General features: G+C 61.4%; 24 protein-coding genes and 1 pseudogene. 18 read left to right on the top strand and 7 right to left on the bottom strand.

The genetic code is table 11. The features are described from left to right. Positions 1 to 327 precede the first annotated feature (327 nt). Together AC0L2X_RS28735 and AC0L2X_RS28730 are read right to left on the bottom strand one after the other, a co-directional pair. A complete protein-coding gene (locus AC0L2X_RS28735) occupies positions 328 to 852 on the bottom strand; it encodes a helix-turn-helix transcriptional regulator (protein ID WP_473600814.1) in 525 nt (174 codons plus the stop codon). A gap of 1,564 nt (positions 853 to 2,416) precedes the next feature. Then, positions 2,417 to 2,599, bottom strand: coding sequence for a hypothetical protein (locus tag AC0L2X_RS28730; protein WP_473600813.1), 183 nt, complete (start codon positions 2,597 to 2,599; stop codon positions 2,417 to 2,419). A gap of 146 nt (positions 2,600 to 2,745) precedes the next feature. On the opposite strand from AC0L2X_RS28730, the gene AC0L2X_RS28725 reads away from it, so the two are divergent. Continuing rightward, positions 2,746 to 2,949, top strand: coding sequence for a hypothetical protein (locus tag AC0L2X_RS28725; RefSeq protein ID WP_473600812.1), 204 nt, complete (start codon positions 2,746 to 2,748; stop codon positions 2,947 to 2,949). Positions 2,950 to 3,233: 284 nt separating this feature from the next. Beyond that, on the top strand, positions 3,234 to 3,533 hold the full coding sequence (locus AC0L2X_RS28720; RefSeq protein WP_473600811.1) for a DUF1236 domain-containing protein: 300 nt from the start codon (positions 3,234 to 3,236) through the stop codon (positions 3,531 to 3,533). Positions 3,534 to 3,764: 231 nt separating this feature from the next. Here the strand turns inward: AC0L2X_RS28720 and AC0L2X_RS28715 are convergent, their stop codons facing one another. Beyond that, positions 3,765 to 4,154, bottom strand: coding sequence for a VOC family protein (locus AC0L2X_RS28715; protein ID WP_473600810.1), 390 nt, complete (start codon positions 4,152 to 4,154; stop codon positions 3,765 to 3,767). A 466-nt stretch (positions 4,155 to 4,620) separates the two neighbouring features. Here AC0L2X_RS28715 and AC0L2X_RS28710 point away from each other — a divergent pair, with 466 nt between their 5' ends. Continuing rightward, on the top strand, positions 4,621 to 4,860 hold the full coding sequence (locus AC0L2X_RS28710; RefSeq protein WP_473561588.1) for a hypothetical protein: 240 nt from the start codon (positions 4,621 to 4,623) through the stop codon (positions 4,858 to 4,860). Positions 4,861 to 4,931: 71 nt separating this feature from the next. Then, positions 4,932 to 5,189, top strand: coding sequence for a ribbon-helix-helix protein, CopG family (locus tag AC0L2X_RS28705; RefSeq protein ID WP_473600809.1), 258 nt, complete (start codon positions 4,932 to 4,934; stop codon positions 5,187 to 5,189). Positions 5,190 to 5,407: 218 nt separating this feature from the next. Here the strand turns inward: AC0L2X_RS28705 and AC0L2X_RS28700 are convergent, their stop codons facing one another. Next, positions 5,408 to 6,088 (bottom strand): GntR family transcriptional regulator, encoded by a 681-nt coding sequence (locus AC0L2X_RS28700; RefSeq protein WP_473600808.1) that lies wholly within the window; start codon positions 6,086 to 6,088, stop codon positions 5,408 to 5,410. Between the two features lie 223 nt (positions 6,089 to 6,311). Here AC0L2X_RS28700 and AC0L2X_RS28695 point away from each other — a divergent pair, with 223 nt between their 5' ends. From AC0L2X_RS28695 to AC0L2X_RS28655, 9 genes and pseudogenes are all read left to right on the top strand, one after another. Beyond that, the gene (locus AC0L2X_RS28695) at positions 6,312 to 7,439 is read left to right on the top strand and encodes a sugar ABC transporter substrate-binding protein (protein ID WP_473600807.1); all 1,128 of its coding nucleotides are present in this window, start codon (positions 6,312 to 6,314) and stop codon (positions 7,437 to 7,439) included. Between the two features lie 74 nt (positions 7,440 to 7,513). Continuing rightward, positions 7,514 to 9,052 carry a sugar ABC transporter ATP-binding protein gene (locus AC0L2X_RS28690; RefSeq protein WP_473600806.1) on the top strand — a complete coding sequence of 513 codons (1,539 nt, stop codon included), beginning with the start codon at positions 7,514 to 7,516 and terminating at the stop codon, positions 9,050 to 9,052. Beyond that, positions 9,049 to 11,118, top strand: coding sequence for an ABC transporter permease subunit (locus AC0L2X_RS28685; protein WP_473600805.1), 2,070 nt, complete (start codon positions 9,049 to 9,051; stop codon positions 11,116 to 11,118). The genes AC0L2X_RS28690 and AC0L2X_RS28685 overlap by 4 nt, the downstream gene beginning before the upstream one ends. 17 nt (positions 11,119 to 11,135) lie before the next feature. After that, positions 11,136 to 11,942: an SDR family oxidoreductase gene (locus tag AC0L2X_RS28680; protein ID WP_473600804.1), complete on the top strand. Its 807-nt coding sequence runs from the start codon at positions 11,136 to 11,138 to the stop codon at positions 11,940 to 11,942. Positions 11,943 to 11,953: 11 nt separating this feature from the next. Continuing rightward, positions 11,954 to 12,901, top strand: a complete 948-nt coding sequence (locus AC0L2X_RS28675; protein ID WP_473600803.1) for a 3-hydroxyacyl-CoA dehydrogenase — start codon at positions 11,954 to 11,956, stop codon at positions 12,899 to 12,901. Further along, complete coding sequence (gene kce / locus AC0L2X_RS28670; RefSeq protein ID WP_473600802.1) at positions 12,898 to 13,860, top strand: 3,5-dioxohexanoate:acetyl-CoA acetone transferase; 963 nt, start codon at positions 12,898 to 12,900, stop codon at positions 13,858 to 13,860. The genes AC0L2X_RS28675 and kce overlap by 4 nt, the downstream gene beginning before the upstream one ends. A 35-nt stretch (positions 13,861 to 13,895) precedes the next feature. Next, positions 13,896 to 14,774: an SMP-30/gluconolactonase/LRE family protein gene (locus AC0L2X_RS28665; RefSeq protein ID WP_473600801.1), complete on the top strand. Its 879-nt coding sequence runs from the start codon at positions 13,896 to 13,898 to the stop codon at positions 14,772 to 14,774. A 769-nt stretch (positions 14,775 to 15,543) separates the two neighbouring features. Then, a complete protein-coding gene (locus AC0L2X_RS28660; RefSeq protein WP_473600800.1) occupies positions 15,544 to 15,843 on the top strand; it encodes a type II toxin-antitoxin system Phd/YefM family antitoxin in 300 nt (99 codons plus the stop codon). 8 nt (positions 15,844 to 15,851) lie between these two features. Next, a pseudogene (locus tag AC0L2X_RS28655) lies at positions 15,852 to 16,284 on the top strand (plasmid maintenance toxin (PemK-like)). Between the two features lie 20 nt (positions 16,285 to 16,304). Here AC0L2X_RS28655 and AC0L2X_RS28650 read toward each other — a convergent pair. Beyond that, positions 16,305 to 18,329: an adenylate/guanylate cyclase domain-containing protein gene (locus AC0L2X_RS28650; protein WP_473600816.1), complete on the bottom strand. Its 2,025-nt coding sequence runs from the start codon at positions 18,327 to 18,329 to the stop codon at positions 16,305 to 16,307. A 450-nt stretch (positions 18,330 to 18,779) separates the two neighbouring features. Here AC0L2X_RS28650 and AC0L2X_RS28645 point away from each other — a divergent pair, with 450 nt between their 5' ends. The 3 genes from AC0L2X_RS28645 (at position 18,780) to AC0L2X_RS28635 (ending at position 19,963) form a co-directional block, all read left to right on the top strand. Continuing rightward, positions 18,780 to 19,064: a type II toxin-antitoxin system RelE/ParE family toxin gene (locus AC0L2X_RS28645; protein WP_473600799.1), complete on the top strand. Its 285-nt coding sequence runs from the start codon at positions 18,780 to 18,782 to the stop codon at positions 19,062 to 19,064. 9 nt (positions 19,065 to 19,073) lie between these two features. Next, positions 19,074 to 19,400, top strand: coding sequence for a HigA family addiction module antitoxin (locus AC0L2X_RS28640; protein WP_473600798.1), 327 nt, complete (start codon positions 19,074 to 19,076; stop codon positions 19,398 to 19,400). A 356-nt stretch (positions 19,401 to 19,756) separates the two neighbouring features. Next, positions 19,757 to 19,963, top strand: coding sequence for a hypothetical protein (locus tag AC0L2X_RS28635; RefSeq protein ID WP_473600797.1), 207 nt, complete (start codon positions 19,757 to 19,759; stop codon positions 19,961 to 19,963). Positions 19,964 to 20,267: 304 nt separating this feature from the next. Here AC0L2X_RS28635 and AC0L2X_RS28630 read toward each other — a convergent pair whose 3' ends face one another. Further along, positions 20,268 to 20,459 carry a DUF3606 domain-containing protein gene (locus tag AC0L2X_RS28630; RefSeq protein WP_473561614.1) on the bottom strand — a complete coding sequence of 64 codons (192 nt, stop codon included), beginning with the start codon at positions 20,457 to 20,459 and terminating at the stop codon, positions 20,268 to 20,270. 450 nt (positions 20,460 to 20,909) lie between these two features. Between AC0L2X_RS28630 and AC0L2X_RS28625 the strand changes: the two genes are divergently transcribed. After that, the gene (locus tag AC0L2X_RS28625) at positions 20,910 to 21,209 is read left to right on the top strand and encodes a DUF1236 domain-containing protein (protein WP_473600796.1); all 300 of its coding nucleotides are present in this window, start codon (positions 20,910 to 20,912) and stop codon (positions 21,207 to 21,209) included. 253 nt (positions 21,210 to 21,462) lie between these two features. Continuing rightward, entirely contained in the window at positions 21,463 to 22,335 is an 873-nt protein-coding gene (locus AC0L2X_RS28620) for a ferritin-like domain-containing protein (protein WP_473600815.1), read from the top strand. A 423-nt stretch (positions 22,336 to 22,758) separates the two neighbouring features. On the opposite strand, the gene AC0L2X_RS28615 is transcribed toward AC0L2X_RS28620, so the two are convergent. After that, a complete protein-coding gene (locus AC0L2X_RS28615; RefSeq protein ID WP_473600795.1) occupies positions 22,759 to 22,956 on the bottom strand; it encodes a hypothetical protein in 198 nt (65 codons plus the stop codon). Positions 22,957 to 23,259: the final 303 nt, after the last annotated feature.

Raw genomic sequence — 23,259 nt, 5'->3', positions numbered from 1 at the left:
CGCCTTGGGGTGCAACTGTACGGCACGGGAGTGGTAATTCGGCCTTGATCAGCGCGCCCGGTCAATTCGCCCCGCGGGTCAGTCGCTCGACCGCGTTCTTTTCGACGCATGGCCTCCCTCCCAGATGGGGGACACCAAACTCCGCCTGGCCAAGGATGCGGGTCCAGTTCGTAGGTGCCCCGAACGGGAGATAGGCTGTACCCTCCGGGAGCCAACTGGCATCCGGGGTTTGCGGAACTTCTCGCTTGTTAGGGGACACCGCGAATCCCATGAAGTCAAAAGCGTTTCGGGATTGGCTGTTTGCTGAGATGGATCCAAACGACGCCCTTATGGCAAGACTGAAATGCGCCCAAGAAGAGCCACCAGTTCCGCCTGACGTTTCGTTTCGGTCTTGGCGAACAGCGAGGCAAGCTGGGAGCGGATCGTCGTGCGGCTGAGGCGCCAACTGCGGGCAATCTCCAAAGGCGCATCGCCCTGAGCCAAACGCAACGCGAGGTGCGTTTCCGCGCTCGTCAAGCCAAACATCTTTTGCAGTGTCTGAGGATTTGGCCCCGACCTGTTCTCGCGGTCCAGCAACGCCACAATGCTCGTTCCGTCAGGAGCGATAAACCCGTTCTCGTCCAATATCACCGGCCTGTCGCCGCTGCTGCGGAACACTACCCACGATAGTGAGCCCGGCAGAAAATGGGCCGGAACATTCGCGATCAGCCGCCTCAAGGCCACCGAAAGCCCGCTGGCCGTATCGGCCACTTCGCCCTGGCGCTCCAGCGTGGTTTGAGCGGCGGCGTTCCATTCGACCACTTTCCTCTCGCGGTTCAGCACGAGATAGCCGCAGCCGATCCGATCAAGCATGCCGGTTATGGATTCCAGGCTGCGTGCTCTTGGCTCCCCGACCCCTGCGCCCAGTCGATCCGATGCACGATCTGAATAGGCATAAGAGGGCGCCTTCGTATGCGCCTCAGGGTCATACTTGGTCCTGATCACAATGTATCGGTTGCCAGCTGCAGCTTCAGTGTGTCTATCGATCAGAGTCATTTTCTACCCCTGCCCAAAGGTTCACCAGCCCGAAGCAAATGGATTCCTCAACCACGCTTCCACAATACGCGATTCTATACGAACCAAATTGAAGAATGTCGTTAGCTTCGCATCCAGAAACTTATCTCGGAATGCATTTCTCAAGATTTCTTCATGACGCCAAGCTGCCGATAGTATTCCTGCTAACCTGTTTCCGACACCACTCAGCCCTCCCACGAAAGGGCAAGATTATCAGAACTTCGTACAGCTCTTTTATCTCAAAACTGACAATAAATATGGGAGATCCCCATGACCACCACCGCCACCAAGCCCCGCTCAACGAGCGCTACGAGCACCACCGAGTCAGCCAAGCCGTATCGCGGACGGCGGAAGTCAATTTCCCGAAAAGCTCAACCCTCAGGGGGCAGCATAGTAAGCGATCTGCCTACGGTCTGCAGGACTAGCATCAACAGAAAAAACCCAAAGAACGACCCAAGAACCCCCGCCACCATGACGGTGCGACGCTTGCCTCGCATGCTTCCTCCCCAGACTGCGCTTCTCCCTCAGGGGGTAGACATCGCTGCTAGCTAGAAAGCCAGCTAATTGTCGTGCGGGTGTTGCTTGCTCGACCACCAGATCAGATAGATTGATCCCATCCTAAGCACCGGGACGCGCCTGTCGCGCTCACGCGTACGCAACTCGCGATAGGTTTTAACCTTCAGAGGCGCGACAACGCAAAGTTCACCGGCCCGGCCAAGCGCCGACTATTTGACAAGCGCGCAAATGGCATATGCTGTCAGCGTCCAAGCTGTTGGGAGCGTAGTGGCTACATGCGCTTGTGCTACCCACCCCGGAGCTGGGGAAGTAACCGGCAAGCTCCTAGAAATTAGAGCATTTGAATTTGACGCGCTGGCACCGCCACCTATCACGACTTTTGGCTTGGGACACCAAGCCTGTGCGGATTTGTCTGGGCTTGTATCACTCGCACTTGCATAGTGGGTGATTTCCCAACCGCTGACGCCGTCCTTCCCCGCTGGACCCTCAGCCCCCATTGCACCTTTAGGTCCCTGCTTGCCGGGCAGACCTGGTGGACCGACAGGCCCTTGGGGCCCTGGGGGGCCCGCCATTGCGCAACCTGCAAGCAACGCGACACATGCTAGAGTGGTAATAATTCTCATGATCACCTCCCCGGTTTCCCGGTGAGTTTGACGACAAAAAACATTCGCCAAATCAAGCATATATACCATGACGCGATTGTCGTGGATAGGAACGCGATCGGCGGGCTGACGGAACGTCGCATAGGCGCCGTGACGACGGGCAGCCAGCAATCGTCGCGTAGAGTGTTGACGCGCTTTCCTGGGCCGGGTCGTTTCGGCGCTCTGATCATCTGATCATCCGCTCCTTAGAGAAATGCTTCGCCCTCAGCGCGATGCGCGAAACAAAACCAATGCGACGCCTGCTTAGGTTTGGCGAAACCCCATCCTGCATCCTTGCCGCAGTCGGGGTGTTCGCATCCGTGATGCTGAATGCCCGGGCGTGTGACTGGCTCGAAGGCACCTGGAAGGCGGATCAGTTCATCCGTCATGGGTAGTTCCTCGGCTCAGATTGGTCGAAAGATTCCACAGCCGGCCTTGACGATCAAGGAAAATGTTCCTTTTATGTTCTCATGGCGCACGATCCGATCGACACGCTGGGCAAGGCGACCCGGCACAACATGCTTGTGAAGGCAGAGTGCAGTTTGGCGTCGATCCCCTAAAGCTGAAGTTCGATTGCAGCCGCTGCAAGCCGACGGTGAAGATCACGCTTCTCGACGAGGTGCATTCAGCGCTTGATCGGCCCGACCGCGCCCAACAGGCGGCGGGCTTTGGCGTTTCCTCGTGGCTAAACGCTTCGCTGCTAGGCCTCGACGACAATCCGGGGCTTCTTGGGAACTAAGGGTCCGCCTGCCAAATCCAGCAATGGCCGGCGGACCCTATCAGCGCATGAAGGGACTTTTTACGCGCCGAATCTCCTCCCGGAGATGACGCTACCAACAAGCAATGGCTACGGTTGTTCCCGCCGCGTCCTGTGCACGGACCATTGCGCAGGCGGGCCAGACTTAAGTCTTACGGTCTAGTCGTTTCACCCCCGTCGAGGAACGTTCGTGGGTTGGCTCGCGTTAAGGTGAGCTTGGCGCGATGGAGATGCGTCCGGGCAAAATCTCAACAAGGAGACGGCTAATGAGAATGCCTCTTTCCACCGCAGCTGCGGGATTTCTGTTGTTGGCCGGCATTGGTGCCGCTGCCGCCCAGGATGTGATCATCGAACCGCAGCAGGAAACCGTCATCAAGGAATATGTAAAGAAGCAGCCGCTCGCTTCGGTGAAAATTCCTGGAGTGGAGCTCAATATCGGCTCGCCTCTGCCGGATACAGTCGAGCTTCATGAAGTGCCGAACGTCAAATACCGCTATGTGGTCGTCGACAACCGGACCGTTCTGGTGGATCCGAGCACGCGCAAGATCATCAAGGTCTACGACTGAGCTGATCTTGGGAGCGCTGGCCCGGATAGCGGTGGCAATCGTCAAGTCCGGGTCAGCCGCTCGACAGTTTCGACAATCGCCTTTGCAAAACGCCTCGTCTTCATGCACCCGTGCGTCGATAAAGCAAGTGAACGCATCCTCGCTCGGCAGAACTCCAGCTGGACAGGTGAGTTCGATGGCCCCTCGCACGAGTTGGCCGCCGTGCTGCCACCGGATCGATTGTTGAAGAGATCAGGTGTTTTCGTCAATTTGCGCCAGACCGACGAGGGTACCCTCCGGATCTCGGAACTGGCCGATCGTCAGCGGGGTGCCGGGCGAGCGTTCCGGCCCAAGAACTCGTGACCCGCCCAACTGCTCTGCTTTGGCCAGGTATGTCTCGATATCGCTTACGCTGACGTAAATGATGGTGTGTGGATCAAAATTCCTGCCTCCTCCAACACCCCCTGCCACCGGTTGAGCCCCGGATGGTGGGGGGAGGAAGCCATAGTCGCCTGCGTCGGAAACAAGCGGCGACACCGCTCCGCCGACCTCGAATTCCCATCCGAAGAGTTGCGCGTAAAAGCGCCGCAGATTCGCTGGACTGCGCCCTATTATTTCAAAGTGGATGATCGGTCTGGCCATTATGTCCACCTCTTTAGCCGCGCGTAAAACAGCTACCGCTATTAGCGGCTGATGCAGCGGCTCGGCGTGGTGAGGCATCTGTCAGAAGTCGTGCGCGTCGAAATTCTGCCCGCACACCGGGCAATGGATGAAATGCTTGGGTTGTCAATCCTGACGCGTTTCATGTGGCCCCATCTGGCGCCCGTCTGGCAATCGTCAAGGCCGGCGTATGCGCATCGTCGCGCGAGCAATGACGATCTGCGTGACCTTGGCGTTTCCTTCTGCGTCACGTTGTCGATCCGCCGCCTGAGGCTGGTGCGAGCTTGCCCGGCGAAAATTGAGCGCCGCGCCGGCGATTGTTGCCCAGACTTTCGCGGCGTCGTTCCACTGAGGTTCGCACTCGACGCGTGCTATAGGAGCTGTGCTCAAGGCATTTGGCCCTGCGGGCATCCAGCGGAATTTGTTCGTGACCCAGGAGACACTCGGCATGAGTAACGTCGTAACGCTTCATGGTGACAAGCGCTGGAAGGCGGTTCTAGTCTACGCCCACCAGAACGGCCCCATTGCGATCGAGCATTTTCTAGAAGAGATCTCCGAGCTTCATAACGTCATTGAACACGGCCCGGACTGGAATACCCTGATCACGTGCACGGTGACAATCAACCGCACGGACGGTGGTGAGGAACAGAACAGCCAGGAAAAGGAGGCGCGTCATGAACATCGGTAAAATCGGGAGCCGTTTTATCCGGACTGCCGAGATCGAGCGCGCCAGCCATGTGCGTGTAGAGCCGGCCGCGCATGGTAGTCATCAGCTTGCGAGGCATATCATTGGAGTGTGCGATGCGAGCCCTTATCGACTTGAACTATGCCCAGGTTGAAGCCCTCGACCGTCTTGCCAAACGGGCGCGCCAATCCCGTGCGGCCCTGATCCGAGCAGCAATAGACGATTATCTCGACCGCCATCATCGCGAACAGGTCGAAGATGGCTTCGGCCTGTGGGGTAAGCGCACAGTTGATGGGCTGGCTCATCAGGAGACAGTGCGCCGCGAATGGTAGGCGCGATTTTCGACACCAATATCCTCATCGACTATCTGAACGCCGTCCCCAAGACTCGCGAGGAAATCGAGCGGTTCGAAAGCCGTGCAGTCAGTATTATCACCTGGATGGAAGTGAGTGGGCGCAAAAGCCGATCTGGCCGGCGGCCGCTATGCTCAGACGGACATATTCGTGCCTAGGGGCGGCTCGCCGCTGTACCGGAGCGACTTCGAGGAATGTTACTTCAGCAGTTTGATCAGCACTGTGAAGGCCGCGTCGATGTCGGCGCGAACCGCCGCCCGGACCGCTTCCGCATTGCGGTCTCGCAGCGCTGCAAACATCTGCTGATGGTGCTGGTTGGCGGTCGAATAGTTTCCAGAATCGTGCAGCATGTTGAAATAGGGGCTGATCTGCAGCCACAGGTTTTCGATGATGCTGAGCATGTTTTCCGAGGCCGCGGCCCGGTAGATGGAAAAGTGAAACGCGTAATTGGCCCTTAAATAGGATTTGACGTCGCCGGCGGCATTGGCCTGCTCGAGTGCCTCCAGATGCTGGCCCAGCAGCATCACGCCGTGGTCGTCAATGCGTTCTGCGGCCCATGCGGCGGCGATCGCCTCGATTTCGAATCTGACGTTCCTGAGATCGATAAGCCGCGCACGACTTAATGCCGGAATACCGATCGAACGGCCGGAAACCACCATCAGGGCGTTGGCGGCGCTCAGACGCCGCAGTGCCTCGCGAACCGGCATCGGGCTGACGCCGAAAGCGTCAGCGAGGCTCTGCACCGTCACCATCTCACCTGGAACGATGCTGCCGTCGAGGATCAACTCGGTAACGTGCCGGTAAACCCTGTCCTGCAGGGTTTCCCTGGACAGCGGCGTGATCTCGACGCCTGGCTTCCTGAATGCCGCCCCAGCCATTTCTGCCAACCTTCCCCCATTCGGGCGACGCTCTTGTCACCCTGCCGCCTGTGCCCGGAATGCAAGGTTCGAATTGCCGCGTCAAGCGATCCTGCTTTGCTTTTTAGCCATTTCATCATTGATCTTTGATCAAATCATGATACGGTCAGCCGCATCGAATGACAAGGAGCACGTTTCCTACCCTTGGGAGGCATTCGGTCGTCTGAACTGGGAGGAGTTTTGAATGGGTATCGGATCGAAAGCCCGGCGGCTTGCGCTGCTTGCCGGCATGGCTGTTTGCGTTCTTGGTACGTCCGCCGCCGAAGCGGCCGGAAAGCACAAGATATTTCTCAGCATGAGCTTCATCGGCAATGATTGGCAGGCCGAGGCCGCCAACATGGTCAAGGCGATGGCGTCGCACAAGAGCATGGCCGACAAGGTGGACCTCCAGGTCCAGGTTGCGGGGCCGAACGCACAGCGCCAGATCCAGCAGATCAATGCCATGGTCCAGGCAGGCGCCGAAGCCATCGTGATCTTCCCGATCTCGCCGACAGCGCTCAACCAGGTGGTGAAGAACGCCTGCGATAAGGGCGTGAAGGTGTTTGCCTATGATGCCGAGATCACCGAGCCCTGCGCTTACAATGTCCATATCGACCAGGAGGAGGCTGGCCGCGTAACGGCGGAGTGGCTGGTCAAGAAGCTTAATGGCAAAGGCAACATCATCGCGGTGACCGGCGTCCCCGGCACTTCGGTCGATGATCTGCGCACCAAGGCCGCGAAGGAGGTGTTTGCCAAGCATCCCGACATCAAGATCGTCGGCGAGGCTGTCGGCATGTGGAGCCAGGCGGTGGCCCGTACCGAACTTTCCAAGATATTAGCGACGCGCAGCTGGGACGACATCAACGGGCTATGGATGCAGGTCGGCTGCTTCACCGCCAATTCCATGCAGCTCGAGGCCGGCAAGAAGAGCAGCGAACTCCTGCCTTGCGCGGGCGAGGGTTCCAATGGCGGGCGTATCCAGATGCTGCCGGAGGGCACGGAGGTCGAGGGCGCCACGTCTCCCTATGCGCCGCTCGGCGCCTCGCGCATTTCCTACGCCTCGCCGCCTTATTCCGGGGCGCTCGCTCTCAAGCTTGCCGTCGAGGCGCTTGAAGGCAAGGACGTTGCCAAGAAGACGATCCTGCCGCTGCCGGTCGTCACCAACGAGACCATAAAACTTTGCGACGAGGGCACCTGGGCGGAGATGAAGGCTGGTTGCAACGCGTTCAAACCGTCGCTGGTCTCGAACCCGGGCTGGTTCGCCTCGATCTTCTCCGACCAGACACCTGAAATTGGTCTCGCGGCTGCCCTTGTAGGCCAGCCCGAGCAGTAGGCCCTCCGAAGTGGGCGTGGGGTGCTTTGGAGTCACTCCACGCACGCACCTTCATGCAGGCCGGGACTGGGACCATGATGTCAGCGCATTCGACAGCTGTCGGCATAGAGGGCGTCCGCAAGGCGTTTGGCGCGACAGTCGCCCTCGATGACGTATCCTTCGAGATCGCTTCCGGCAGGGTGCATGCTTTGCTTGGCGAGAACGGTGCGGGCAAGTCAACGCTCGTCAAGCTGCTGTCGGGACTGGTCCGGCCCGACGACGGGCAAATCACTGTGTTTGGCGAACCGGCGCCACTCGGTTCGCCGCGCGCCGCGCACGCCAAAGGCGTGCAGACAGCCTTCCAGGAAATGACCCTGGTACGCGATCTCAGCGTTCTCGATAACATGTTGCTGCCTTACGCTCCCGTTGGGCCGATCGGCCTGATCAGGCGGTTGAGCGCGCGCAAGGCAGTCCGCAAGCACATCTCCGATCTGGGATTTACCGTCGATCTCGATGCCGAGGTAGCGACGCTCGATCTCGCGGTCCGCCAGAAGATCGAAATCGCGCGCGCGCTCTATCGCAAGCCGCGCATCCTTCTGCTCGACGAGCCGACTTCGACGCTGTCGGGTGGCGATGTGGAGTGGCTGGGCGCCATCATCGCGCAGTTGAAAGCGGCCGGTACCACGGTCGTGTTCATCACCCATCGCATGCGCGAGGTGCGGGCTTTCTGCGACACGCTGACCATTCTCAGGAACGGCCGCCACATCGTGACCGCGCAGGTTGCCGATGTTTCGGATGGTGAGGTGATCGAAAAGATTATCGGCCGCAGCATCGCCCAAACCTTCCCGCCGAAACCTGAAAGTGAGGCCGCCTTTGGTCCGCCGGTGCTCGGCGTACGCGATCTCAAGGCCGGCAGGAAGCTCGACGGCGTCAGTTTTGACCTGCGCAAGGGCGAGATCCTCGGCATTGCCGGACTCCAGGGCATGGGTCAGCTCGACCTGTTCCTCGCCTGTTTCGGCATGGCCGAGATCGAGCGCGGCCACATCCTGGTCGACGGGCGCGAAGTGTGGCTCGGCTCGCCCGCCGATGCGCTCAGGCCCAATATGGCAATCGGACTGGTGCCGGAGGACCGCAAGACCGAAGGCCTGTTCCTGAAGCTCTCGGGCCGGCAGAATGCATCGCTGCCGGTCGTCGCACGCTTCACCCGGTTTGGCCTGATCAGAACAGACGAGGAGGCAAACGCCGTACAGTCCGCCTTCTCGACCGTGGAGGTCGACCGCAGTGCCTTGTGGACGAGGGCAGGGGCGTTCTCTGGCGGCAACCAGCAAAAGATAGCCATTGCCAAATGGCTCGTCGCCGAAAGCCGGATCCTGCTGCTCTTCGATCCGACCCGCGGCATCGATGTCGGCACCAAGCACGAGCTTTACGTGATGATGCGCGACTATGTGGCGGCCGGCGGCTCGATCCTGCTGCATTCAACCGAAATTCCCGAACTGGTCCATCAATGCGACCGGGTGCTCGTCCTCTATGACGGCCATCTGGTGGCGGAGCTTGCCGGCGGCGAGATCACCGAAGGCGCGATCATGCGGCCGGCGCTTGGCCATGGCGAGTTGGTCCGGGAGGCGGCGGAATGAGTGTGACGAGCCTGGCCGCCGCGGCACCCGCTGCGACGTTGGCGCGTCTCCTCTCGCGGCATCGCGGCGCCATCATCGCGGCGATCGTCTTTGCGGCGCTCCTGCTGATCGTCGATCTGGTCAGTGCCGGGCGGCTCACTTATTTCGACATTTCGTTCCTGTCGAGCGGCGGCGCCACTTCGGCACTGGCGGCGATCGGCCAGACCCTGGTCATCCTGTCCGGCGGTTTCGACCTGTCCGCCGGGGCGGTGATCTCGCTGGTCAATGTCGTCCTGGCAAGCGGCATGGATCCGATGGCGACCAGCACGAGTGTCGCGTTGTGGACTTTGGCCGGAATTGGCGTCGGCATGCTGGTCGGCGCCTTCAACGGCTTCTTCATTGCCGTCCTGCGCATGCAGCCTATCGTCGTCACGCTGTCGACCATGTTCATCCTGCAGGGGGTGACGCTGCTGGTCATGGACAAGCCGGGCGGCTTCGTCTCGCCCGATCTTGGCGCCTTCTATCTCGGTGATGCTATCGCCGGCTGGATACCGATGCCGCTGGTGGTCATCGGCGTCGTCCTGCTCGGCTGGTTCTGGCTCAAAGGCACACGCTTCGGGACAGCGCTTTATGCGGTCGGCAGCGATCCGGATGCCGCCGCCGCGGTCGGTGTGCGCGTCGTTCTCGTACGCTTCCTGGTCTATGTCATCGCCGGCGGCTGCTACGGGCTTGCCGGCGTTTTCATCAGCGCCCAGACGGGCAGCGGCGATCCGCTGGTCGGCAACCCGTTGTTGCTGTCGATGTTCACGGCTGTCGTGGTCGGCGGTACGAGGCTGGGCGGCGGCCAAGGCGGGCCGGTGGGCACCGTCTTCGGCGCCTACATCCTGATGATGGTCGTCAATATCCTGCTCGTGCTCAACGTCTCGGCCTATTATTCGACGATCGCCGAGGGCACGATCCTGATCCTTGCCGTGCTTGCCGGCTCGCTGTCGCATGGCTCCGTGCTGGCCCGCCAGCTGCGTGCGCTGCGGGCTCGGCTGGCCGCGTGGCGCGCCGGAATGCTGCCCTCGCAGATCGATCGCACCGATAGGCGGCTGAGAATTGCGCGGGGCAGCGCCGGCGACCAGCAGGCGCCGCAGCCTGCCTTCCATGTCCGTAACGCCGAGACGATGCGCTATGCGATGCCGGCTTATGTCTGTCTTGCCATCGTCGTGATCGTCACTCAGATCTGGCTCGGACGCGCCATCGTCAATTTTGGCTATTGGAATTCGCTGTTCGTGCTGTCGAGCTTTCTCGCCATCCTGGCGCTTGGCCAGGGCAGCGTGATTCTTACCGGCGGGCTTGACCTGTCAGTGCCGTGGACGATCGGCCTGTCGGGCATCCTGCTTGCCGGTATCGTCAACGGATCCGACGCTGCCCTTGCCTATGCGCTACCGGCGGTGCTCGTCGTCGCTTGCCTGATCGGTCTCGCCAACGGCATCGGCATCGTCTTTCTCGGCATCTCGCCGATCGTTATGACGCTGGCCACCAACGGCATTCTACAAGGTTTCGCTTTGCTCTACTCGCAAGGCACGCCGGCCGGCTTCTCCTCGCCGATGCTGCGCTGGTTCATGACCGGCAAGGTATTCGCCATCACACCGGTGGTGCTGTTCATGATCGCCTTCGTCGCCTTTGCCGTGCTGCTGCTCGGCCGCACCGCTTTCGGCCGCCGCGTCTACGGCATCGGCAACAGCCTGCGCGCAGCCCAGCTCTCCGGCATCGCGGTCGGTCGCACGCTCATCCTCGTCTATGTGCTGTCGGCGGTCTGCGCGGCGCTGGTCGGCATCATGCTGACCGGCTTTTCCGGCCAGGCCAGCCTCGGCATGGGCGACGATTATCTGCTGCCCTCCATCGCCGTCGTCGTGGTCGGCGGTGCGCTGATCACCGGCGGGCGCGGCCATTATCTCGGCATGCTGGGCGGGGTGCTGCTCCTGACCGCGTTGCAGATGCTGCTTGCCGGCACGACGCTGCCTTATGCGACGCGGGCGATCCTGTTTGGGCTGGTGGTGCTCGGTGCCGTCATGGCGCTGCGCGAAAGGCGGATTTGAGTGAAAGGGATGGAACAATGAGTTCAAGCGCACCGGCATCGGCGGACGAATTCCTGACCGGGCTCAAGGGCCAGCGCGTGCTGGTCACGGCGGGGGCCGGCGGCATCGGCTTTGCCATTGCAGAGACGCTGTCGCGGCTCGGCGCGCGTGTCGTGGTCTGCGATATTTCCGACGAGGCGCTGGCCGCTGCTCCAGAGAGGATGACGCTCGCCGCCGCAATCAAAGCCGACGTTTCGCGCGACGAGGATGTCGACCGGCTGTTCGAGACGGTCAAGGAGAAACTCGGCGGGCTCGACGCCCTGATCAACAATGCCGGCATTGCCGGCCCGACCGGCGGCGTCGATGAAATCGATCCGGCAGACTGGCGGCGTTGCATAGATATCTGTCTGACCGGCCAGTTCCTGTGCGCGCGGCGTGCCGTGCCGCTGATCAAGGCGGCAGGCGGCGGCTCGATCGTCTCGATGTCTTCGGCCGCGGGCCGACACGGCTACGCGTTCCGAACGCCGTACTCGGCTGCCAAGTTCGGCGTTGTCGGCCTGACCCAGAGCCTTGCCAAGGAACTCGGACCGCATGGGATTAGGGTCAATGCCATCTTGCCCGGCATCATCGAAGGGCCGCGCATCGACAAGGTCATTGCCGACCGGGCAAAGCAATTAGGCCTTTCAAACGAGGAGATGACACAACGCTATCTGCAGAACATCTCGCTGCGCCGCATGACCAGCCCATACGATGTCGCGGCAATGGTGGCTTTCCTGCTTTCCGATGCGGGCGTCAACATTTCCGGCCAGTCGCTCGGCGTCGACGGCAACGTCGAGACACTTTGAGGAGGGCGAGCATGGCGAAGGTAGCAATTGTAGGAAGCGGTTTCATCGGGCGGGCGTGGGCGATCAGCTTCGCTCGTGCAGGCCATATTGTGCGGATGTGGGACCAGGCGCCTGCCGCGACCAGCGGTGCGCGCGACTATATCGCCGGCGTGCTCGGCGACCTCGCCGCCAACGATTTGCTGCGGGGACAGGCGGTGGATGCCGTGCTCGGCCGCATCACCATTGCGGCAGAGCTTGGCGAGGCCCTGGCCGATGCCGTCCACGTCCAGGAAAACACGCCCGAAGACCTCGAGGTGAAGCGTGACGTGTTCTCCCGGATCGACGCCCTTGCCGGTCGGCAGGCGGTGCTCGCCAGTTCCACCTCGGCGCTGTTGCCGTCGAAATTCACCGATCACCTTCAGGGGCGCCATCGCTGCCTCGTCGTGCACCCGATCAATCCGCCCTATCTGATCCCGGCAGCGGAAGTCGTGCCGGCGCCATGGACCTCCGCCGAGACAGTGGAAAGGACCCGCGCTTTTCTTGTCGAGGCGGGCCACGCGCCGCTGGTGATGAAGCGCGAACTCGACGGCTTCATCATGAACCGCTTGCAGGGCGCGCTGTTGGAGGAGGCGTTCCGGCTCGTCGCCGACGGCTATGCCAGCGTAGAGGACGTCGACACGGGCCTGCGCGAGGGGCTGGCGCTGCGCTGGTCGTTCATGGGTCCGTTCGAAACCATCGACCTCAACGCGCCTGGTGGTGTGCGCGACTATGTAGAGCGCTACCAGACGATCTATTCCAACATCTTCCCGCAGATGCTGCGCCGCGTCGACTGGGCCGGCGAGGTCATGGAGACGATCGAGGCCGAGCGCCGCAAGCGGCTGCCGCGGGAAGCACTCGGCGAACGGCAGGTCTGGCGCGACCGTCGGCTGATGGCGCTGGCGGCGCACAAGAAAAAATCGGATCAGGAGTTTGGACGATGACGGAAACAAGCCGCAGGCCCGGCGCTCAGCAGCCCAAGGGCAAGGTCATCATCACCTGTGCGGTGACGGGGGCAATCCATACGCCGACCATGTCGCCCTATCTGCCGATCACGCCGGACCAGATCGCCTCGGAGGCGATCGCGGCGGCCGAGGCCGGTGCGGCGATCCTGCATCTGCATGCCCGCGACCCTGAGACCGGCAAGCCCGACCAGACGCCAGAGGCGTTCTCGCGTTTCCTGCCGCGCGTCAAGCAAGGCACCAATGCCGCCATCAACATCACCACCGGCGGCAGTCCTTACATGAAGGTGGAGGAGCGTGTGCGCCCCGCCGCCCAGTTCAAGCCGGAAGTCGCCTCGCTCAACATGGGGTCGATCAATTTCGGGCTCTATCACCTCGTCGCCAAATACGAAAGGTTCAAGTTCGACTGGGAAAGGCCGCACCTGGAAGCGACGCGTGACCTGGTCTTCCGCAACTCGTTCAAGGACATCGAGTACATACTCGAGACCTGCTACGACAATGGCACGCGCTTCGAGTTCGAGTGCTACGACATCGCCCATCTCTATAATCTCTCCCATTTCGCCGATCGCGGGCTGGTGAAACCGCCGTTCTTCGTTCAGTCCGTATTCGGCCTGCTCGGCGGCATCGGTTCGCATCCCGAAGACGTCGCTCATATGAAGCGCACCGCCGATCGCCTGTTCGGCGGGCATTACCGCTGGTCGGTGCTGGGTGCGGGCGCCAGCCAGTTGCGCATTGCCGCGCAATCGGCAGCGCTTGGCGGCAATATCCGCGTTGGGCTTGAAGACAGTCTTTGGGCCGGCAAGGGCAAGCTTGCCAAATCGAACGCCGAGCAGGTGGTGCTTGCCCGCAAGATCATCGAAGGCCTCGGCATGGAAGTGGCGACGCCCGACGAGGCCCGCGAAATCCTGTCATTGAAGGGCGGCGACCAGGTCGCGTTCTGACCGGTTTCTACAAGATTCGAACAGAGGAGGACGGCATGAAGATCGAGGTCGTGGTGGACGTGAAGACCACGCTGGGCGAGGGACCGCTGTGGGACGTCGAACAGGAGCGCCTCTACTGGATCGACAGTTTCGACGGGCGTGTGTTTCGCGCGACCGCCGACGGCCGCGAAATCCGTTGCTGGGACGTGCCGATGAAGATCGGCTCAATGGCATTGCGCAAGGACGGCGGTGGCGCGGTGGTGTCGCTGCAGCGCGGCTTCCATCTCCTTGATTTCGCCACCGGCGAGGTGACGCTGATCCACGATCCAGAGCCGGACAGGCCGATGAACCGGCTCAATGACGGCAAGGTCGATCGGCGCGGCCGCTTCTTCGCCGGCTCAATGGACACCATGGAAGAGGGACCCTCCGGCGGGCTCTACCGGCTAGATCCCGATTTCTCCGTCACCAGGATCGATTCCGGCATCATCTGCTCCAACGGCCCCTGCTGGAGTCCCGACGACCGCACCTTCTATTTCTCCGACACCTGGACCGGCGAGATCTGGGCCTACGAATACGATATCGAAACGGGTGCCGCCACCAACCGGCGCACTTTCGCGCGCGTCGATACCAGCCGGGGAGGGGCAGCCGACGGCTCGACGGTCGATACGGAAGGATTCCTCTGGAACGCGCTGGTCTACGACGGCAGGCTGGTGCGTTACGCACCCGACGGCAGCGTCGACCGTATCATCGACATGCCCGTCAAGAAGATTACCAGCGTCATGTTCGGCGGGCCGAAGCTCGACACCTTGTACGTCACATCGATGGCCAAACCGCCGCTGCCGCGCTTTCCGGGCGACGGTGTCTTGCGCGGCAGCCTTTTTGTCATCACCGGCCTTGGCGTAACGGGAGTTCCCGAGCCAAGATTTGCCGCATAATCGGTGCTTACTGGCGATTATCCTCCCCGCCTCTTGGTGCCACCCCAACCTCCTGCCGCAGGGCAACGGCGCTGGAAGCTCGTGCCGTGCGGTTCTGGCGTGGTCGTGTCAGGAGCCCAGAGCACCTATGGCGGCAGCACGGCAGGCGCTGCGCCAGCCATCACCAGTCCCGTGTTGAGGGCATTGTGTTTCCGCCATCAACCGCTTCGTCATGGAGCACAAGCTGCAGTCGTAGCCCTTCGTCTGGACCGACGATCCCGACAAACCTATCAAGCCGCCGCACGCGGGCACCAGGTGCTGGAGTCGATCCACAGCTTTGGCTATAGCAGTGTGGCGGTCCGCGAATGTCCACTCTCCGGCAAGCGGCCAATAGGCAAGTTCGACCCCAAACAGACGTCGTCGTCAGTCTTTCGCTAGTCGAGAGCTGCCGAGGGACGTATTGTGCTAGTGCCGCGGGATGCTCTTTGGTCATTGGCTTCATAACGGTCTGGGCTTTCCTCAACCGGCCTTGCCGCCACCGACAACCTTATTCCTGGTCGTCATAGCAAGGTCCGGCATCGCTTCCAGTTGCGGCTGCCTACAGCAAGGGGAGGTGTTCTGGACGTTGCGTTTTGCACAATATCGGCGGCGCGCTCGCAGAATGAACTCAGGCGAACGGACGAGCGCCTTTGGAGGCTGCCCTGTCACTGCCTCGTTTCCATTGGCGGGCGCCCGACAATTGCGGAAAGCCCGGAAAGCCCGTATATTCCGGAATAAAGGAGTCTCGCCGATGAGCACCACCGTCACTGCCGCCGCCGTCTCGAAAAATTTTGGCGCCTATCAGGACGCCGCAGTCCGCGACCCGGTCATCATCACCAAGAACGGTCGCCCGCGCACGGTGCTGCTGGCCTATGAGGATTTTGTCCGGCTGTCGAAGCGCGACCGGCGGGTCGATCTGACAGCGGAGCTCGGCTCGGACGAGATCGCCGCGGTCGAAGCCTCTGAAATGGAGCCGCATCTCGACCATCTCAACGACGAGCTCTCTGGGTCAAAACCCTCGGGTCGAAACCCCTCGGGGCAAAAGGCCTGACTGCAAAAATGCTACCGGCTGAAATCAAGGTCGGCCACGTCTTCCGTTACTCCTACCTCTGGCATTGGCAACACCGCGAAGGGCCGCGAGGAAGCCGACAAGGACCGGCCCTGCCTGGTGCTCGCGCTAGTCGCCATGCAGGAGGACGGCTCGCCGGTCGTCCGGGTCCTGCCGATCACCCATACGCCGCCGTCCGATCCCGATGATGCCATCGAGATTCCGGCTGCGGTCAAGCTGCGTCTGCGCCTTGACGGTGAACGGTCGTGGATCGTTTTGACGGAAAGTAACAGATTCGCCTGGCCGGGGCCTGACATCCGGCCGCTGGAGACGGAGAGCGGCTACTACGGGCCGCTGCCACCGGCGTTGTTTGCCGCAGTCAAGCGCCGGTTTGTCGCCATCGCGACAGGCCAGGCGCATTCGAGCACGTCGCGTACCGCGTGACGATGGAAGTGGCATGTCCCTTAGCCTGCTTGAGCGCGGTGAACGTTCAGACGGGGCGATTCTGACGTCGCGACTTTGCCAAGCTGGAAGACTTTCGTCGCCTCGCCGCGGCCGCGCAGCCGGTGTTTGCCCGCCGGGATCCTTTCGAACCTTTCGTCGAGCCGCGACGCGGTCTCGCCGGAAATGGCGATTGCGGCGATGGCGCCCGGTTCGAGCTGCTTGCCGAGGTCCTGCAGTCGCTGGCTGACGTTCACGGTGTCGCCGACGATCGTATAGTTCACGCGGTCGGATGCGCCAATGTTGCCGACAATGACGGAGCCCGTGTGGATGCCGATGCGGATATGAAGTGGAGGGCCGGCCGGGCCCGGCGCGGGCAAAAATTTATGAAAACCCCCCCCCCCGCGGGCCGCGGGCGCGCGCCCGCGCCCCCCGCGCGGGGGCCACCCCCCCCCCCCCCCCCCCCCCCCCCCCCCACCCCCCCCCCCCACCCCCCCCCCCCCCCCCCGCGCCCGCGCGGGCCCCCCCCCCCCCCCCCCCCCCGCTTCCAAATTGTCCTTCTCCAGCTCCTCGCGGATCGCGGCGGCGGCGCGAACGGCCGCGGCGGCATGGCCCTCCAGCCGATCCGGCGCGCCGAAGAACGCCAGCATGCCGTCGCCCAGGAATTTGTCCACAGTCCCGCCATGTGCATCGACCGCGCCACACAAGATCGCGAAGTGGTGATTCAGCAGCCTGGCCGCGGCGGCGGCGTCCATCTGCTCCGACAGCGTGGTGAAGCCGGCGATGTCGGTGAACATCACAGTGACAACCGCTTCGCGCGGTTCGGCGATGCCGATCTCTCCGGTGCGCACCAACTTGGCCACCAGCGAGCGCGGAATATAGGTTGAAAATGCGCGCAAACCGATCAGCATGGCATTGAACGCCGAAGCCTGATTGTCCAACTCCAGCACTCTGCTGCGCGGCAAGGGGGCCACACCGTCGAGATCGAAATCGGCGACGCGGGTAGCCTGGCCGGCTATCGCCTGGATCGGGCGCGACAGGCGCCTGCCGAGAAGAATCGCGACGATGACCGCCACCGCCATCGCGAGAAGTCCAAGTATGGCCGATCCTATGACGCGCTCGATCTCGTCGCTGATCTGGCTGGTCTCGAAATAGGCGCCCAGCGTCCAGGGCTCGTCGCCATAGCCTGCGATCTTGCGGGTGATGGCGATGTAGGTGGTGTCGCCGCTCCACTCGGACGCATTGTCCACGCTGGGGTCGATCTCGGCGATTTCTATGTCGCGGGCCTGGCGCGTATCGAACTCCCGCTCTACCTTGCGCGAGCTATATGCGGCCAATACCGGATCGCCATACGTGGCCAGCCGCGTCAGCGGCAGGAAACCATTTTTCAGAGCGTCGGGATCGGCCAGCCTTTGGTCGGCGACCACGCGATCTTCGCCATCAAGAATAAAGGCATGCGTGCCAAATCGCGATGACAATTTCCGCGTGATACCGGACAGTTTCTGCAATTCGACCGCCGCGATCACCCAGGCCTGCGTCACGCCATCACGTACCAGCGGCACCGAGACATGCGCGTACAGGCCGAACTCATTGGCCACGAACGCCCCCCACTGCCGGCCGCCGACCTGTTTGCGTTGCTCAAGGGCGGCGCGGATTTGGGGCGACTTCTCGGGCTCGGCCGGAAAATGCTCGATCGCGCCCGTGGCGACGTTGTTTTCAACGGAGCGCGCGGCGCCGCGGCAGACCAGATCGGGGGTGCAGATTAGCATCGCCTCGATCCCCGAAGCGGCAGCCAGAGCGCCCGCAACGGCTGCGGACATCGCCTTGTCGTCGATCTGGAACTCGCCCTGGGCATACAACTGTGCGATGCCGTCCACCGCGTTCTCGGCGTCTCCCATCTCCGCGCGCAGCGAGTCCTCCATCGCATCGATGAGGAGTGTCGACTGGGCGCCGAGCAAATCGAACGTGTTGCGAAAGTTGGCACCGACCGACAATGCGAGCACACCGCCGAGCGACAGGAATACGAGACTGCCAAAACTCAACGCCATTATGACTGCAATGGGGATGCGCCGCCGCTTCTTTTCGGGGCGGGCCAGACGCACTGGTTGTCCGGACGTGCTCATGCACCCAATGTCGCAATGGGCCGCCGAATTGCAAGCCCGGTGACGGCCTTAAAGAGAGGCGCGTCCCCAATGCACGAGCCTCCTTACATCGGGGCCTAACGTATCAACCGAATGTCCGCTGGGGAAAATGATCTCAATTTCTGCTCGTGTGACGCAACTGCGAGTTCCAGAGTGGTCGCCGGCTATGTCAGCCTCCAAGGTGGTGGCAATGCTGACCGCCACAGCCGAAGCGTGGGCGCGAAGCTGATATCCCATGTTTCGGAAGGCAACGGTCAGAACTTCCAGTTCAGGCTATGCGGCGCTGATTTTCATAATGTTGACCTATGGGATCGTGAAATTTATGCTGGACGTAAATCGTCAAGGGTATGCTGACGGATGATTCTAAGCTATCGCGACAAACGGACCGAAGGCTTTGCCAACGGCACGTTCGTCCGGGAGTTTCAGGGATTCGACAGGCAGGCTTGGAAGCGCCTTGAAATTCTGGACGCCGCGACCGGCGTCGAGGACTTGCGGGCTTTGCCCAGCAATCGCCTTGAGGCCCTGAGGGGCGACCGGAGCGGCCAATTCAGCATGCGCATCAACATGCAATGGCGGATTTGCTTCGAATGGCCCAAGGACGCTACCGGCCCGTCTAACGTGGAAATAGTCGATCACCATTAGGAGTGACTTATGTCCCGACCTGCCATCCATCCCGGCGAAATTCTCGCCGACGAGCTTCAGGAGCTTGGCGTTTCGCCGACCGAGCTTTCGCGCCTTATCAACGTCCCGCCTAATCGGGTGACACAGATAATCCATGGCCGGCGCGGCATCACCGGCGACACCGCCCTTCGGCTTGGCCACTGGTTTGGCAGCAGCGCCCAGTTCTGGCTCAATCTCCAGAGTGCCTATGACATCCGCGTCGCGGAAGAGAAGGCCGGCAGGGAAATCGCCAAGCTGCCGGTGCGGCGTGAGACCGGCGGCCTCAGCACCCCGCAGAACGTGCAGGGCCGCCGGTGACTCTTGTCAGATCCGAGAAACGTGTTGCCGATCACGGGGAGGTTTTCACGCCCCCCTTGGCTACTCGAAAAATTCTCGATCTCGTCAAAGGCGAGACCGAGCGCATCGACTCCCGCTTCCTGGAGCCCGCGTGCGGAAGCGGAAATCTTCTTGTCCCCATCCTGCAAACTGGCCGCCGTGGAGATGAAATTCGGGAAGTCCGGTTTTGAGAAGCGTCACTACGCGTGCTCGCGCTGATGTGTGTCTACGGGATCGAGTTGTCCAGGGTCGGCCCATGCTCATACCCTAAATCGTCGTCACCTCCGTCCTTGGGCTAGGTTCTGCTGCAGCCCCGACGCTCACGTGAAGAGTTCGAAATGCGCCTCATATTTTTGTTGCCACTCCTCTCTGCGTCCTCGGCCGGCTTAGCGGGAGAGCTCTATCAGAACGTGGCCAGCCAAGATTCATTGGTTCGGGCCGGCATACTCGGCCGCATGCTGAACGCGCTGACGCTACATAAAGAATTTGGCGACGAATGCGACTTGGCTCCACTGATGGATATTAAGGCGTTCGAAAATTACTAAGACTTGGAGCCTAGTCCTTCAGACTTTGCACTAATACATGCCCAAACAACTTGGAGCGTCAAAAGGGGGCGGGGTGCCCGGAACAGAATGTGACGACCTTAGTTATGAGATTCTAGACTTCGATATCGGGATCCCGCGTCCACGCGACGAGTTGTTAAAACTACTCAATGCGACGAACGCAAAGCAGCGGCGCGCGTCGTTTCTCACGGTCCGCCCCACCTGGCACCGCCCAACCCAGAGCCCACGCCCCGTGCTCGGCGCGACGCTTGATCGACCCGCCGTGCTGCAGAGTGCGACGGGTTTTTCAATGTCGATCGCGCAGCTCTTTGACTGCCTTGGTGAGGGTCAGGCGGTCATTGCCCTTCTTTTTGATCAGCTTGCTGACTTGACTTGGCGAAATGCGATTTTCCCGCGCGAAACGTTCCACTTCATAAAACGCATCGATCGAGAGGCGGCCTCGGTCGACGTAGGCTTGGGTGCTCTTGTTCTCGTTCATTTCCGTTTTCCTACTCGCTCAGCAGCTGCAATGAGAATCCGCCCGCCACTCCTCGATTTGGCGGGCGGATCCCATCAGCGCAGGAAGGGACTCTAGCTGCGCAAATCCAATTTCTGGGGATTGTTGGAGCGTCATTGCTGGCTAACGAGCATCAGCTCGCGACTATTCCAATCACCAACACGGTGATGGAGATGGCGAAAACCGGTGCAAGCAGCCAGCGAGCTTCGTGAACACTGTTCTCCATAGGCTCCTCCCTTGAGGGACCGCAACGAGTCCGAACAGACGCAGTTCCGGACGGCTACACGTAGGGGGCCATTGCGCGCAGTGACTCAGACTTAGGTCCCTACGCACGGCTAGCCTTAAGGCTCAGTTTGGAACGTCTAGGAAAGCTGCAGGTTTGGGCGAGCCTGGCGCAATGTTTCGCGCCCACGAGCCCACAAGGAGATAACTATGAGAATGCATCTTTCCACCGCAGCGGCGGGATTTCTGCTGCTGGCTGGTGTCGGTGCCGCCGCCGCTCAGGACGTGGTCATTGACCCGCAGCAGGAAACCGTCATTAAGGAATACGTGAAAAAGCAGCCGCTCGCATCGGTGAAAGTCCCCGGGGTAGAGCTGAATGTCGGCTCGACGCTCCCCGACACCGTCGAGCTTCATGAAGTCCCCAACGTGAAATATCGCTACACCGTGATCGACAACCGGACCGTTGTCGTCGACCCGGGCACACATAAGATCGTCAAAGTGATCGAATGACCATAACTTTGGGGATGAGAAACCCGCCGTTTCCGAATTGAGCGGCGGGAGACTTGCCGTTCTCTCGAATCAAATATTCCGCCTCATTGTCTGCCATGACATTGTGATCGCTGAAATCTCGCTTTGTGGCCATCGCGCGAGATCATCTAAGTTGCAGAGCTTGAGGAACATTCCACCCTTGGTGAAGTTGGGAGCGCAGGCCCGCTTTTGAGGTGCCAAAATGTTTGATGCCGGCGGGCTTTGGGAGGAAGCCATGATCCGCGTCATGCCTGCATTTCGTGTTTCGCGCCGCCGCGCATTGCAGTTTGGCCTGGGAGCAACGCTCGTTTCGGCCACCGGCCTTGCCCCGGTTTCCCGCGCCTATGCGCAGGATGAGGTCAAGGACGAAGACATTTTCCGGTTCGCCCTCAATCTCGAATATATGGAGGCCGAATATTACCTGCGCGGTACCACCGGAAAAGGGATCGAAGACTCGGATGCTGGCCCGAAGGCCGGCGCTGTCGTTGGCGGCAAACAGGTCAGCTTTGACACGCCCGCAATCGGCGATTTCATGCGTGAGGTCGCCGAAAACGAACTCGCGCACGTTCGCTTCTACCGCAAGACGCTTGGAACCAACGCCGTTGACCGGCCGGCCATCGATTTCGACGCAGGGTTCAAGGCGGTTGCGGAGGCAGCAGGCCTCGGACCGGACTTCGACCCCTTCGGCAACGAAAAGAACTTCGTTCTCGGCGGGATGTTGTTCGAGGATGTCGGCGTCACCGCCTATGCCGGTGCGGCGACCGTTCTGAAAAATAAGGACTTCCTCGCCGCCGCCGCTGGCATTCTGGCCGTCGAGGCCTACCATATGGGTATGGCGCGATCCACGCTATACCGGAAGGGCGAGAAGGCTTGGAAGGCCGCCAATGCGGTTTCCGATGCCCGCGACAAGATCGACGGATCTGAAGATAAGGACCAGGGCATCCAGGTGGACGGAAAAGCCAACATCGTTCCCTCGACGCCGGACGCAATCGCATTCACCAGAACGCCGCAGGAGGTGCTCAGGATCGTCTACCTCACCGACAAGGACGGAGTGAGCAAGGGCGGCTTCTATCCGGAAGGGATGAACGGCACGCTCAAGAGCACCTGAGCAGATTGCGAATGAGAGGGGGGACGCGGGCGCCGGAGGCCGACACTATAGCTGCGCGTCGGGTGGCCGATGCACCAACGCTCGTTCGTCGGCACGGCGATGGCGCTCTGTTCAGCACGGTGAGGGGACGCTTGTCTGCACGAGCTGCGACCGGGGCGGGCCAGTGAGCCTGAAGATCCATAGGCAGTCTCAGCACCGGCAACGGTCCATAGAGCAACTTGACCTCCTCCTCGCTCGGCAGCACTCGGGCCGGGCAGGTCGGCTCCATGCGGTCCCTTCGATTGGTAAACCGCTTGTGGTCGCCGTTGGTTCCGGCTGTTCGCAAGCGTGCAGCCCAGACGATCGATGTGGCTGGCACAGTTCTAGAGCGAGAGTGATGGCGCCGGTGGACTGAAGGTTGCGACGAATGAACGCCGGCCCAGTTCAACCCGCGCGACGTCCTTCAACGCTGAGGCGATCGATCTTCACCAAGCGGTCTGCGGCCTCGACCGCAGTTCGTATCCTGCTGGACAGCGCGAGATTGTCGGCCAGCATTTCTTCAGTGCGTTTAAGCGCGAGCTCGGTCCGGCGGATGCGCTGCCTGGCATTGGCAACTTCCGACGTCAAAATATTGGCCGCCATCCCGTGGCCCTGGGGTTCCATAGTGTCCATGGACTTTTAACACATTGGGGGCCGATATCGTTCCCTGATGTCGGGCGAAACAGGCGAAACGGGGTGTCGTAGTTCGTGTATCAGTGATGAGCGCTGCCAATATGGCCCGGCCGTCATTGCAGCCGCAACAAACGCGCAATCGGCCGAATGGCCAATGCGCTTCCTACCAAAACAGCGCCAGAACGGGCCCTCGGCGACCCGGGCGCCGGCAGCGCCGGCACGCTGACCGCGAACAGCTCGTCCATGAGGCGCTGGGACCCGACGCGCACGGTG

Source organism: Mesorhizobium sp. WSM4828, from assembly GCF_055811175.1.
Note: the sequence above shows the minus strand (reverse complement) of the source record. Positions and strands in the feature narration are given on the sequence as shown.